The following is a 12739-nucleotide window of genomic DNA, read 5'->3' on the forward strand; positions in this document are numbered from 1 at the left end:
TCTGCGCGTTATGTCCGGTTATTGCGACGCACAATCACTGCGTCAACACCCCTATCTTACCTCGCCCTCTCCGATCAACGCGAACGGTCCCCACATCGCGGGATAAGCGTTGCGCGGCGACGAGGCGTCGTCGAGATAGGTTAACATCGCGCGGCGCAAGGCTTCGGCGCGGCCGAGCTTTGGCTCGTTCTTCAGCAGCTCGAACGTCGACGTGGTCAAGCGGGTCGCAGCCTCCGAATCCACGGCCCAATGCGACACCAGGAGCGCGCGAGCACCTGCGTAGAAGAACGAGCGCGCCAATCCCGACAACGCCTCGGCACCGGGCTTGTCGCCCGCGATGGTGTTGCAGGCAGACAGCACAACCCAATCGGCATTGAGCTTGAGCTGGGCCACTTCGCTCGCGGTGAGAAGACCATCGTCGAGCTCCGTCGGCTGGTCGGGGATGGAGAGCGCCAGCGAGGGCTCCCCCAATCCCTTGACGTCGCCGGCGACAAGGCCGTGGGTGGCAAAGTAGATGATGCCGTATTGGGCAAGCGCTGCACGCTTGAGCGTCGTTTCGCTGGCGTCGCGGCCGAGATGGATGTCAGCCTCGGCAGCGCCGACGTCCCTCGCCACCGCGTTCAATTCGTCGGCGGTATCGGGCAGCTGCGGCAGCGCCTGGGCCAGCCGCGCACGATCCACGCCCGCGCCGCGCCAGAAGTCGGCATAGGCGATCGTCGCGATGCTGCGTGCGGCGACCTTGCCGTTCGCGGCACGCCGGTCGGCAGGCCCTTCGGCTGCAGGGTTGAACACGGGATCGCCGAAACCGGTCATCGGCTTGACGCTTTGATCCCTGCGGGCAAAAGCGCGCAGCGATTTCAGGCTGATCACCGACGGCAGGACCGAAACGGCCTGACGCCGCAGCAGCCAGGCAGCACTGCGATAGCCCTCGAGCCGGTCCGGGATCGCAACCTGTGGCTTCTCCGTGACCAGCAGATGAAACGGCAATGCGGTCAATGCCGCCGACGGCACGACCAGCAGGTTGCGCTTGTCCTTGGTCAGCGCCTCAACCGGGCCGAGCAGCGCGACATAGAGCTCGTTGGCAAGACCGAGGTCGAACAATCCCGATTTGCCGGATGCATCGCGCGCCTTGCCGACATCGAGCCCCCTGCGGAAGGCCGTGACCTTCTGTGCGACCGCGTCCGCTCCGAGCGGAATCTCCTTCCAGTCGACGCTCTCGCGCGTGATCGCGACGACATAGCTCCGCCTGTCGACGACGGAATAGACCACCATCGCCTCGTCGGACGCCAGCAGCGGCTGGATGTCCTTGACGGTCAGCGGCAGCGGGTTGGATAGCGAGGAATAGTCGGGAAACTCGACGGCGAGCGTCTTCTGCAATCCATTGCGCGCGCCCGCGATCGCCGCGATCCGCACGCGGCTGCGCTGCTCGGCCGCGACGTCGCGCTGCGCCGATGGCTTCGACACCGCAGCGATGATCGCCTTGTCGAGCGCCTCGGACTCGGCCGCGAGATCCTGATCCTTGCGCACGAGCTCGGCGAGCCGGTCGCTGCCGGCGGCGAGCCGCACCGCGAGCTTGTTCACGGCAGAAGCGGCAGAGGATTGCGTGCCGCGCTGGATCGCAGCGAGCGCATCGTCGAGCGCCTTCTCGCTCGCCAGCAGCGATTGCTGCCGTGCCGCGAACAGGATCGGCAGCACGACGCGCAGCTGCGCACGATTGGCCGCGAGCGTCTTCTGCGCCAACGGCAAGGCATCCGCCGTCCGCCCCGTCGCCTGCAGAAATTCGGCAAGATTGCTCGTCGAAGTCGCAACATCAGGGTGATCCGGCCCGAGCGCGCGTTCGCGGATCGCCAGCGCGCGACGATACAGCGGCTCGGCATCGGCAAAACGCTGCTGGTGCTGGTAGAGCCCGGCGAGATTATTGAGCGAGCGCGCGACGTCGGGGTGTTCAGGCCCCAGCACCTTTTCGCGGATCGCGAGCGAGCGCTTGATCGGCGCTTCGGCACCGGCGTCGCGATTGAGGTCGCGCTCGACTTGTCCGATGTTGTTCAGGACCGTGGCGACCGCGGGATGCTCGGGACCGGCAGCCTTCTGATAGATCGCGAGCGCACGGCGGAACAGTGGCTCGGCATCGGCCGGACGCTGCTGCTTGGCGTAGAGCGTGGCGATATTGTTGAGGGATTGACCGACGTCGGGATGCTCGCGCGGCAGCGCCTTCTCGCGCACGGCAAGTGCACGCTTGAACAGCGGCTCGGCCTCTGCGAAGCGACCCTGCCGCTGATAGAGCGCGGCAAGATTGGTCAGCTCGGCCGCAACCAGGGCGTTGTCGGAGCCGAGCGATTTTTCCATGAGTGCGATCGCGCGCTTGTAGAGCGGCTCAGCCAGATCGTCCCGTCCCTGACCGGCATGGACCTGGCCGAGATTGTTCAACGCGCCCGAGAGATCGCGGTCGTTGTCCTTCTCCAGGCTGGCGACCATCGCCTGCGCCAACGGCAGCGCTTCCGAATATTTTCCGGCACCGATGAGCGCGGTGAGCCGCGCGCTCTCGGCGGCGAGACCTTTCTGCGCAAGGGCTGGCGTGGCGAGCAAGGTGGTGATGGCGAGCGCGAGAGCCGCCGTCCATGCCAAACGTTGACGCGTCATGACCCCTCTCGCTGCGAGCCCGAAAACCATCACGGTCATGGGTCGCGGCGATCGGTAGCCGCGTTCAAGCGGTTGCGCCCTGGTCCACCTTCGTGCGCGCTTCGCCAGCGAGACGGACCAGCATCTTGCGAAGCGCCGTGCCATCCGTCACCCGCTCCGGGAAGTCCAGCCGCAGCGTTGCCTGGCCGACCTGCATGTCGAGGCCTTCAGGATCACAGCCGGTACAGCGCCAGTCGCCCTCGGTGGCGCCGAGCAGCTTCGTGGCATAAAGATTGAGGGCGTCGCGATGGTCGGCGTTCATGTGCTCGACGGCGCCCTCCTCCGCCGCCAGCAGGTCCTCGGCGCCGGTGAGGTCCGTCAGGAATTGCTCCGGCTTGAGGTCGACGATCCGGCCAAAGCCGGCGACCAGATGTGTTCCCGTGGGCCGGATCCGGAAGAAGGAGAAATCCTTAAAAGAAACAAAGCCTTCTGCCGAGGGATGAGCACTCAGATACCGTCGCTGGAGCAGATCCTTGTTGGAATCGGCCTCCTCGGCCCGGCCGGACAGCATGATCCGGGCGCCTTCCAGGGGATCCCCGGCCGCGCGCTCGTCCAGCATCAGCGAGACCCTGGAGTCCGCGAGGACGTTCTTGGTGTGCACGGCGAGGCGCGAGATCAGCAGGATCGGCGAGCCGTCGGGATGGCTGGCCAGATTGACCAGGGAACAATAGGGATCGCCGTTGCCGACCATCAGCGTCGCCAGAGCCCCCTGCCGGGACCGCCTCAGCAGCGATTTGGCGAGCTTTGCGGGGTCGAAATCGGGGGTCGGTTGCATTGGCTTTCTCGGCTCAGGTGGTTGCAAGGAGGGCCTTTTTTCGGGTAAACGGGGGCCCGGTTATGGGTCGAGATGCGGCGAATCTGCCGTGTTTCGTGGAACTTGGTCACACTTCAGCCCAGCTTGCATTGCTCGGTGACAAGGTTCGAACGCCACTTCGGCACCCATGTATGCGGCGCATCACTGATTGCTCGCCGTTTCAAGCCACGACCCAAACGGAAAGCAGAAAGCAGAGAGGCTCATGCCCACAATCGCTTTGGTCGACGACGACCGCAACATTCTCACATCCGTCTCGATCGCGCTGGAAGCCGAAGGCTACCGTATCATGACCTACACCGACGGCGCTTCCGCGCTCGACGGTTTCCGCACCACCCAGCCCGATCTCGCCATCCTCGACATCAAGATGCCGCGCATGGACGGCATGGAGACGCTGCGCCGTCTCAGGCAAAAGTCCGACCTGCCGGTGATCTTCCTCACCTCCAAGGACGAGGAGATCGACGAGCTGTTCGGCCTCAAGATGGGCGCCGACGACTTCATCCGCAAACCGTTCTCGCAGCGTTTGCTGGTCGAGCGCGTCAAGGCGGTGCTGCGGCGCTCGGCGCCGAAGGATCCGACCGTCGCGCCGAAGGAGAACGACGCCAAGGCGCTCGACCGCGGTCTGCTGCGCATGGACCCCGAGCGCCATACCTGCACCTGGAAGAACGAGCCGGTGACGCTCACCGTGACCGAATTCCTCATCCTGCAGGCGCTCGCGACCCGGCCCGGCGTGGTGAAGAGCCGCAACGCGCTGATGGACGCCGCCTATGACGACCAGGTCTATGTCGACGACCGCACCATCGACAGCCACATCAAGCGGCTGCGCAAGAAGTTCAAGGTGGTCGACAACGAGTTCGAGATGATCGAGACGCTCTACGGCGTCGGCTACCGTTTCAAGGAAGCCTGAGGGCGCCTCCTCCACGGCGATCGAGAGCATCTCCGGTTCTCGTTCCATCGGGACGAGGATCGCTCTAGGATGCGGGGACCTTCGCACGGGCCGTCCTAACGCGGGCGTAAGCATTGCTTGACCGAACGCAGCCTGACCCTAACCAGAGCGCCGGGGATATCGCATCCGACGGCGTTCAGGAGCACGTTGCCGACAACAAGCCGCAGGGCTTCCGGCCGCTGAACTGGTTGAAACGCGCCGGGCAGTTCTTCTTCGCGCTGTCCTTCTCGAGCCTGACCCGCCGCATCGTCTCGCTCAACCTCGCCGGCCTCGTCGCACTGGTGGCGAGCATCCTGTACCTGTCGCAATTCCGTGCCGGCCTGATCGATGCGCGCGCCCAGAGCCTGCTGGTCCAGGCCGAGATCATCGCCGGCGCGATCGCGGCCTCTGCCACGGTGCAGACCAACGCCATCACCATCGATCCCGACCGGCTGCTCGATCTCAAGCCGGGCGAGACCTATGGCGGCTCGGACGAGTATTCGCCGCTGGACTTCCCGATCAATCCGGAGCGCGTCGCGCCGGTGCTGCGCACCTTGATCTCGCCGACCAAGACGCGCGCCCGCATCTACGATCCGAACGGCAGCCTGCTGCTCGACAGCCGCAACCTGGAAAACGTGCTGCGCTTTCCTCTGCCGCCGCCGGCCGAGCAACCCGGCATCATCGAGCGCGGCAAGGTCGCGGTGCGGACCTGGCTGAACCGCGGCGACCTGCCGCTCTATCGCGAGCTCGGGCCCGAGAACGGCAATGGCTATGCCGAAGTGGGCGACGCCCTCCAGGGCCAGAAACGCTCGATGGTGCGGGTCAACGCACGCGGCGAGGTGATCGTCTCGGTCGCGGTCCCCGTGCTGCGCTCGCGTGCGATCCACGGCGCCTTGATGCTGTCGACGCAAGGCGACGACATCGACCAGATGGTCACCGCCGAGCGCCTCGCCATCCTGAAGGTCGGCGGCGTCGCCGCCGCCGTCATGATCATGCTGTCACTGCTGCTGGCGAGCACGATCGCAGGTCCGGTGCGCCGGCTCGCCGACAGCGCCGAACGCGTCCGCCGCCGCATCAAGGCCCGCATCGAGATTCCCGATTTCACCCGCCGCCGCGACGAGATCGGCCACCTCTCCGGCGCGCTGCGCGACATGACCAGCGCGCTCTACAGCCGCATCGAGGCGATCGAGATGTTCGCTGCCGACGTTGCCCATGAATTGAAGAACCCGCTGACCTCGCTGCGCTCGGCGGTCGAGACGCTGCCGCTGGCGCGCAACGAGAACAGCCGCGCCCGCCTGCTCGAGGTGATCGAGCACGACGTCAAGCGGCTCGACCGGCTGATCTCCGACATCTCCGACGCCAGCCGCCTCGATGCCGAGCTGCAGCGCCAGGATGCGATCCCGGTCGATTTGCGCCGGCTGCTGACGACGCTGGTGTCCGTCGCCAACGAAACCAAGCTCGGCCACGACGTCGCGGTCGAAACGCGCTTCGAGGGCCGCAGCCCGACCGACACCTTCGCCGTGAGCGGCCACGATTCCCGGCTCGGACAGGTCGTCTCCAACCTGCTCTCCAACGCGCAATCCTTCTCCGAACGCGGCAGCAAGGTGCGCCTCAGCTGCCGCCGCGTTCGCTCCGAGATCGAGATCGTGGTCGACGACGACGGCCCCGGCATTCGCGAGGACGCGCTGGAGCGCATCTTCGAGCGCTTCTACACCGACCGCCCGCATCAGGGCTTTGGCCAGAACTCCGGCCTCGGCCTGTCGATCTCCAAGCAGATCGTCGACGCCCATGGCGGACGGATCTGGGCAGAGAACCGCCCTGGCCCGCCGGACGCCGACGGCACTCCGACAATTGCCGGTGCGCGCTTCGTGGTGAGGCTGCCGGCGCTATGAACGAAGGCGGGCCCAGCGTTCACGCCTCTGCCGTCAAGGTCGGGCCTTACGCCGTGCTGATCCGCGGGCCCTCGGGGTCCGGCAAGTCGCGGCTTGCCTTCGATCTGATCATGGCGGGGCGCTCGGGCATCGTGGAAAGGGCCGTTCTGGTCGGTGACGACCGTGTCCATCTGGCGACACTCGGCCACGAAATTGAGGTCCGCCCCGCGCCTCGCCTGGCGGGCCTGATCGAGATCCGGGGCCTCGGAATCCGCCGCTGCGACTTCGTGGAGCATGCGACCGTCGGTCTCGTGGTCGATCTGGCCGCAGTCGACGCGGAGCGCCTGCCGCCGGCTGAAGCCCTGAAAACCAGCATTTTTGGTGTCGAAATACCGCGAATCCCTGTTGCCCGCGACTATTCGCCCCTTCCCCTGGTTGTTGCGGCCTTGACCACTACCAAGAGTTCATCTTCCGTTAACCCATCAGGCGATTGTTTGAAGGGAAATGGTAACCATATGAACCCCACTATCGCGACCGAATAGACCGGCGCAGCTCCCCTCATCCATCCGTCTAGATTCAGGGAGATACGCAACATCCCCTCTTGCGCGGGGGCTCTGGATGGTCAAAGTGGCGCGTTCGTGCGGTGCACCAAAAGCGCCCGCGAGGAGTTTTCCGATGATTGGTCTAGTACTTGTGACCCACGGGCGCCTTGCCGACGAATTCAAGGCAGCGCTTGAGCATGTCATGGGCCCACAAAAGCAAATCGAAGCGATCACGATCGGCGCCGAAGATGATTCCGATCTCTGCCGAAGCGACATCATCGAGGCGGTCAACCGCGTCGATTCCGGCGACGGCGTTGCGATCCTCACCGACATGTTCGGCGGCACGCCGTCGAACCTGGCAATATCCTGCATGAGCCGGCCCAAGGTCGAAGTGCTCGCGGGCATCAACCTGCCCATGCTGGTCAAGCTTGCCAAGGTGCGCGAGGAGCGACCGCTGCCCGACGCGATCGCGATGGCGCAGGAAGCTGGCCGCAAATACGTCACCATCGCCAGCCGGGTGCTCGCCGGCAAATGAGCGAGGAGGCGCCACAAGCCGCGACCGGCGTGCCCGCGGGCGCGATCTCCAAGGATCTCCTGATCATCAACAAGCGCGGCCTGCACGCCCGCGCCTCGGCGAAATTCGTCCAGGCGGTCGAGCGCTTCGATGCGCAGGTGTGGGTGACACGCGGCGGCGAGACCGTCGGCGGCACCTCGATCATGGGCTTGATGATGCTCGCCGCGGGTCCCGGCACGACGATCACGGTGGCGGCGGCAGGGACCGACGCCGAAGCCGCGCTCGCGGCGATCACGGAGCTCGTTGAAAGCAAGTTCAACGAGGAAGGGGTTTAGGCCCTTCTCTCGCCACGCGGCCAGGTGCGCTCCCTCGCCCGTACTTGCGGGAGAGGTGACGAAATCATTTCCCCGGCGGCGCGAAGTAGATGTTCCAGCTCATCGACGGTCCGGCCTTGCCGTTGGTGAAGCGGCGCGTGGCCATCACGATGCGCTCGGCGTTGGGCGCAACCTCCGCCACCCATTTCTCGAACGCGGGCAGGCGGCCGTCGGTCGGATCGAACACGCCGATGAAGCCGTACTTCTTGGCGTCGTCGCGCGAGGTCAGTCCGGAATCCCAGGCCTCCAGCGGCAGCAGCGCGGACGGATGATCCGGGCTGTAGAACACCAGCGGCTGGATCTGCTCCATCGTGCCGGCAACGACGGCCCAGCGCGAGCCGAAGCGGGTGTGCCAGGCCTGGGTCAATTCGCGCGCGAGCTCCGAGCGCGCGCCATAGATCTGGGCATTGCCGGCATTGGCCGCCATCTCGCGCGCGGCGATCCAGGGCGAAGCGGCGAGCGTCGCGGCGCTGAGCACGAGCCAGATCGCAGCGATGTTGAACAGCGCGGCGCTCTGCACGCGCAGCGTCGGGATGGCGACCAGAGCGAGCGGCACCAGGAAGAACAGCGAGATGCCCCAATCCGTCTTCATGTAGATGCTGAAGGCGAGCGCGCCGAGCGGCGGGCCGACTGCGACGATGACCTGGACGATCCAGACATTCAGCGCCTGCGAGACATTGACTCCTGCATTGGTGCCACGCGCCCAGGCGCGCGTGACGATGCGCAACGGCGCAGCCAGCCGCAATCTGCCCCATGGCGGCACCAGCGCCATGGCCAGCGCCGCGAGCGCCACCGGCAATGCCAGCAGCGCGAAGTTGTGCAGCACATAGCCCGCGACGAGCTGATGCACCTGGGCCTTGTCCTGAAGGCTGTAGGTGTCGCCGGCATAGGTCAGCGGCACGAAATGCGCATCCGCCAGCCAGACGAGGTGCGGGATCATCGCCGCGACCATCGTGGCAATCGCGACCCACGGCGCGGGCGACGACAGGAAGCGCAACCGGTTGGGATGGATCAGCGCGGCGAGGCCGATCGCGCCGATCATGGTCAGCACCCAATATTTGGTCATCAGCGCCAGCGCGCCGGCAAGCCCGAGCAGGATTCCGGATTGCCAGCTCCGCTTCTCGAAGGCGTTGAGATAAGCGAGCACCAGGAGCGGCAGCGTGACGAGCTGCAGCAGGTCCGGGTTGTACTTGAAGCCCTTGAAATTGAAGATCGGGTAGAGCGCGATCATCACCACGACCAGGAACGCGCGGCGCGCATCCACCACGCGCAAGGCGATCAGCCAGCAGATCACCATGCCGACGCTCACCGTCGTCATCGCCAGCGCATAGGTCGCCCAGTCCGCCGCCGGGAGCGCCTTGAACCAGAGGCCGGCCACCCAGCCCGACAACGGCGGGTGCTTGCCATAGCCCCAGAGGAATTTCTGGCCCCAGCCCCAGGCTTCTGCGACGTCCATATGAACGTCCTGCGCCGCCTTCAGATTGATCAGGATGAAGGTCCAGAGCACCGCATGCAGGATGGCAAATTGGATCACCAGCCACAGGCGCGCCTCGGGGCGGACCGCACAGGCAACCAGGAAGGCCCGGAAGCGGTTGTAACTCAAGCGGGTCTTTGCCCGCGCTCCGGCAGTGGGAAGAGAGGTCGTGGACATGGCCGTGCGTAGCGCGTTTTGGCCCGTCATGGAATCAGCTTGGCGTGAACAAAGGCCCTGAAAATACAGCAATATGGTTGCCGCACGGGGATGTGAGTGGTATCCCGCGCCCATGACGACCGTCCCTATTTCCAACATCCGCAATTTCTCCATCGTCGCCCATATCGACCATGGCAAATCGACGCTGGCCGACCGCCTGATCCAGATGACCGGCGGCCTCTCCGACCGCGAGATGGCGGGCAAGGAACAGGTGCTCGATTCCATGGACATCGAGCGCGAGCGCGGCATTACGATCAAGGCGCAGACGGTGCGCCTCGCCTACCGCGCCAAGGACGGCAAGGACTACATCTTCAACCTGATGGACACGCCCGGCCATGTCGACTTCGCTTACGAGGTCTCGCGGTCGCTGGCGGCCTGCGAGGGTTCCCTGCTTGTGGTCGACGCCAGCCAGGGCGTCGAGGCGCAGACGCTCGCCAACGTCTACCAGGCGCTCGACAACAATCACGAGATCGTCCCAGTCCTGAACAAGGTCGACCTGCCCGCGGCGGAGCCCGAGAAGGTCAAGCAGCAGATCGAGGACGTCATCGGCATCGACGCCTCGGACGCGGTGATGATCTCGGCCAAGACCGGCCTCGGCATTCCTGATGTGCTGGAAGCCATCGTCACCCGCCTGCCGCCGCCGAAGGGCGACCGCGACGCGACCTTGAAGGCGCTCTTGGTCGACAGCTGGTACGACGTCTATCTCGGCGTCGTCGTGCTGGTGCGCATCGTCGATGGCACGATGAAGAAGGGCCAGCGCGTGCGCATGATGGGCACGGGCGCGGCCTATGACGTCGAGCGCGTCGGCTTCTTCACGCCGAAGATGCAGCAGGTCGAGGAGCTCGGCCCCGGCGAGATCGGCTTCATCACCGCCGCGATCAAGGAGGTCGCCGACACCCGCGTCGGCGACACCATCACCGACGACAGGAAGCCGGTCGCCGAGATGCTGCCGGGCTTCAAGCCGGCGATCCCGGTGGTGTTCTGCGGCCTGTTCCCGGTCGACGCCGACGATTTCGAGACGCTGCGCGCGGCGATGGGCAAGCTGCGCCTCAACGACGCCAGCTTCTCGTTCGAGATGGAGACGTCGGCCGCGCTCGGCTTCGGATTCCGCTGCGGCTTCCTCGGGCTGCTGCACCTCGAGATCATCCAGGAGCGGCTGTCGCGCGAATTCGATCTCAACCTGATCGCGACCGCGCCGAGCGTGATCTACAAGATGAAGCTCACCGACGGCCAGGAGATCGAGATCCACAATCCCGTCGACATGCCCGACGTGGTCAAGATCGCCGAGATCGACGAGCCCTGGATCGAGGCGACGATCCTAACGCCCGACGAATATCTCGGCAGCGTCTTGAAGCTGTGCCAGGACCGCCGCGGCGCGCAGAAGGAGCTCACTTACGTCGGCTCCCGCGCCATGGTGAAGTACGACCTGCCGCTCAACGAGGTCGTGTTCGACTTCTACGACCGCCTCAAATCGGTCTCCAAGGGCTACGCCTCGTTCGACTATCATCTCACCGACTACAAGCCGGCCGATCTCGTCAAGATGCAGATCCTGGTCAATGCCGAGCCGGTCGACGCGCTCTCGATGCTGGTCCACCGCACCCGCGCGGAGGGGCGCGGCCGCGCCATGGTCGAGAAGATGAAGGAGCTGATCCCGCCGCACATGTTCCAGATCCCGATCCAGGCGGCGATCGGCGGCAAGGTGATCGCGCGCGAGACGGTGCGCGCGCTGCGCAAGGACGTCACCGCGAAATGCTACGGCGGCGACATCACGCGTAAACGAAAACTTCTGGAGAAGCAGAAGGAGGGCAAGAAGAAGATGCGGCAGTTCGGCAAGGTCGACATCCCGCAGGAAGCTTTTATTGCCGCGCTGAAGGTCGACAGCTGAGGCTAGGCTCGGGACGGGCCAGCCGGGTCGCCGGGGCCGGCAAACAGGCGCTCTCCCGACGGCAAACAAAAAAGTGCGAAAACAACCCCATGCACAGTAGCCGCCCGCTTGGCGGCATTGCGCTTTTTCGATTTTACGAAGTCGGTTTGACCCGTCGGGCAAAACAGGGGTATGGTGGCATCATCGAACGCTTGCCTCTCAGCCGTGTATCTATTCCTCGCCCCTCTTCGCGATCCTGATGCCCTCGATGATCCGGTCGCTCGGGTGCAACACGACGCGATCACCTGCAGCTAGTCCGGAGAGAACTTCGGCCACTCGGTTATTCCGGTGGCCGATGCGGACCGGGACAGTTCTTGCACGGCCGTTCTCGTCGGCGAAAACCGCCCATTGGTCGCCTTTTCGGAACAAGGCGCTCACCGGCACGGTCAGCGACTCGGTCGCGCTCCATGTCGTCACGTGAACGATAACACGATAGTCGTGCCCGAGCGTGCCCCACTTCTCGGGCGGGTCGGTGAAATCGATGGTCACGCGGACCCGCTGCTCCTCGGTGCCGAGTGCGGAGACTTTCAGGAAACCGGCCGGGTCGACCCGGACCACCTTTCCCGCGATGGGCTGACCGCCCCAGCCATCGATCCGGACCGGCGCGCCGACCTTGATCTGGACCGCGTCAGTCGAGAGCAGGTCGGCCACGACCTCGAGATCGAACGGGTCGCCGATATCAACCAGCGGCGTCCCGGGCAGAACCGTCGTCTCGCTGTCCTGGATGATCTTCAATACCCGTCCGCTTGTCGGCGCCAGCACACGGATGCAGCAGGTCGGCTCCGCGGGAGGGATAGCGCTTGCCGGGTCCATCAGCCGGGCCGCCAGGCTGGTCCGCACTGCGCGGCGCATCTCGACCTGGGCCTTGGCACCTCTCAGGGCGGCCTCGTTGGTGGCGACCTCGAATTTCGCCTTGTCGTAGGCCTGGGCCGAGGTGGATTGCGTCCGCAACAGCGTCTGCACCCGCTGGAACTCGGTCCGCGAAAAATCCAGCGCGGCTTCGATCCGCTGCACTTCAGCTTCCTGCTGCTGGATCGCGGCGTCTGCGGCCAGGACCTCCGCCTGCAGCTGATCGCGCGATCGCGCATCGATGAAGCCGGGCAGCGTCGGTTGCATCAGGGCGACGGTCTGGTTAGCGACGACGTCGTCGCCGACATGGAGCGAAGGCCCCTGCTCGCCGAGCGGATGCGAGATTCTCAAGACCTTGCCCGCGATCGGCGCCGACACCGTGTAGACGTGGCGCACGCGGGTCTTGCCGTCGTCGTCCGCCGTGACCTCGATCGGCCCCTTCGCGACGGCCGCGAGATCGACCAGAACCGGTCGGGGCCAGGCGAACCAAGCGAGCCCTGCGAGGATCGCAGCAGCGAGCGCGGCGCCGATGATGCGTTTGGTCCAGTTGGCGGGCATGG

The 12739-nt window shown here is 65.5% G+C and carries 10 protein-coding genes; 6 read left to right on the forward strand and 4 right to left on the reverse strand.

What is annotated here, in order from left to right:
* Positions 1-51 precede the first annotated feature (51 nt).
* The gene (locus I6F20_RS16740) at positions 52-2640 is read right to left on the reverse strand and encodes a CHAT domain-containing tetratricopeptide repeat protein (RefSeq protein ID WP_225127031.1); all 2589 of its coding nucleotides are present in this window, start codon (positions 2638-2640) and stop codon (positions 52-54) included.
* A gap of 64 nt (positions 2641-2704) precedes the next feature.
* Positions 2705-3454 (reverse strand): HugZ family pyridoxamine 5'-phosphate oxidase, encoded by a 750-nt coding sequence (locus I6F20_RS16745; protein WP_225127033.1) that lies wholly within the window; start codon positions 3452-3454, stop codon positions 2705-2707.
* Between the two features lie 241 nt (positions 3455-3695).
* On the opposite strand from I6F20_RS16745, the gene I6F20_RS16750 reads away from it, so the two are divergent.
* From I6F20_RS16750 to I6F20_RS16770, 5 genes are all read left to right on the forward strand, one after another.
* Complete coding sequence (locus I6F20_RS16750; RefSeq protein ID WP_008542552.1) at positions 3696-4397, forward strand: response regulator transcription factor; 702 nt, start codon at positions 3696-3698, stop codon at positions 4395-4397.
* Between the two features lie 113 nt (positions 4398-4510).
* Positions 4511-6307 carry a sensor histidine kinase gene (locus tag I6F20_RS16755; protein WP_225127034.1) on the forward strand — a complete coding sequence of 599 codons (1797 nt, stop codon included), beginning with the start codon at positions 4511-4513 and terminating at the stop codon, positions 6305-6307.
* Positions 6304-6828: an HPr kinase/phosphorylase gene (locus tag I6F20_RS16760; RefSeq protein WP_225127036.1), complete on the forward strand. Its 525-nt coding sequence runs from the start codon at positions 6304-6306 to the stop codon at positions 6826-6828. Before I6F20_RS16755 ends, I6F20_RS16760 begins: the two co-directional genes overlap by 4 nt.
* 133 nt (positions 6829-6961) lie before the next feature.
* Positions 6962-7363 (forward strand): PTS sugar transporter subunit IIA, encoded by a 402-nt coding sequence (locus I6F20_RS16765; protein ID WP_007597752.1) that lies wholly within the window; start codon positions 6962-6964, stop codon positions 7361-7363.
* Positions 7360-7677 carry an HPr family phosphocarrier protein gene (locus I6F20_RS16770; RefSeq protein WP_036014186.1) on the forward strand — a complete coding sequence of 106 codons (318 nt, stop codon included), beginning with the start codon at positions 7360-7362 and terminating at the stop codon, positions 7675-7677. The genes I6F20_RS16765 and I6F20_RS16770 overlap by 4 nt, the downstream gene beginning before the upstream one ends.
* Positions 7678-7741: 64 nt before the next feature.
* On the opposite strand, the gene I6F20_RS16775 is transcribed toward I6F20_RS16770, so the two are convergent.
* Positions 7742-9367 carry a glycosyltransferase family 39 protein gene (locus tag I6F20_RS16775; RefSeq protein ID WP_225127037.1) on the reverse strand — a complete coding sequence of 542 codons (1626 nt, stop codon included), beginning with the start codon at positions 9365-9367 and terminating at the stop codon, positions 7742-7744.
* 112 nt (positions 9368-9479) lie between these two features.
* Here I6F20_RS16775 and lepA point away from each other — a divergent pair, with 112 nt between their 5' ends.
* The gene (gene lepA, locus I6F20_RS16780) at positions 9480-11291 is read left to right on the forward strand and encodes a translation elongation factor 4 (RefSeq protein WP_036041840.1); all 1812 of its coding nucleotides are present in this window, start codon (positions 9480-9482) and stop codon (positions 11289-11291) included.
* Positions 11292-11501: 210 nt separating this feature from the next.
* On the opposite strand, the gene I6F20_RS16785 is transcribed toward lepA, so the two are convergent.
* Complete coding sequence (locus tag I6F20_RS16785) at positions 11502-12737, reverse strand: efflux RND transporter periplasmic adaptor subunit (RefSeq protein ID WP_036014192.1); 1236 nt, start codon at positions 12735-12737, stop codon at positions 11502-11504.
* Between the last annotated feature and the right edge of the window lie 2 nt (positions 12738-12739).

It is taken from the genome of Bradyrhizobium sp. IC3123 (assembly GCF_020193625.1).
Classification (GTDB): Bacteria; Pseudomonadota; Alphaproteobacteria; order Rhizobiales; family Xanthobacteraceae; genus Bradyrhizobium; species Bradyrhizobium yuanmingense.

Excerpts from the sequence above, each read along its gene's own strand:
- I6F20_RS16765 (WP_007597752.1), top strand. The coding sequence starts at position 6,962 with ATGATTGGTCTAGTACTTGTGACCCACGGGCGCCTTGCCGACGAATTC.
- I6F20_RS16750 (WP_008542552.1), top strand. The coding sequence starts at position 3,696 with ATGCCCACAATCGCTTTGGTCGACGACGACCGCAACATTCTCACATCC.
- I6F20_RS16770 (WP_036014186.1), top strand. The coding sequence starts at position 7,360 with ATGAGCGAGGAGGCGCCACAAGCCGCGACCGGCGTGCCCGCGGGCGCG.
- I6F20_RS16745 (WP_225127033.1), bottom strand. The coding sequence starts at position 3,454 with ATGCAACCGACCCCCGATTTCGACCCCGCAAAGCTCGCCAAATCGCTG.
- I6F20_RS16760 (WP_225127036.1), top strand. The coding sequence starts at position 6,304 with ATGAACGAAGGCGGGCCCAGCGTTCACGCCTCTGCCGTCAAGGTCGGG.
- lepA (WP_036041840.1), top strand. The coding sequence starts at position 9,480 with ATGACGACCGTCCCTATTTCCAACATCCGCAATTTCTCCATCGTCGCC.
- I6F20_RS16740 (WP_225127031.1), bottom strand. The coding sequence starts at position 2,640 with ATGACGCGTCAACGTTTGGCATGGACGGCGGCTCTCGCGCTCGCCATC.
- I6F20_RS16775 (WP_225127037.1), bottom strand. The coding sequence starts at position 9,367 with ATGTCCACGACCTCTCTTCCCACTGCCGGAGCGCGGGCAAAGACCCGC.
- I6F20_RS16785 (WP_036014192.1), bottom strand. The coding sequence starts at position 12,737 with ATGCCCGCCAACTGGACCAAACGCATCATCGGCGCCGCGCTCGCTGCT.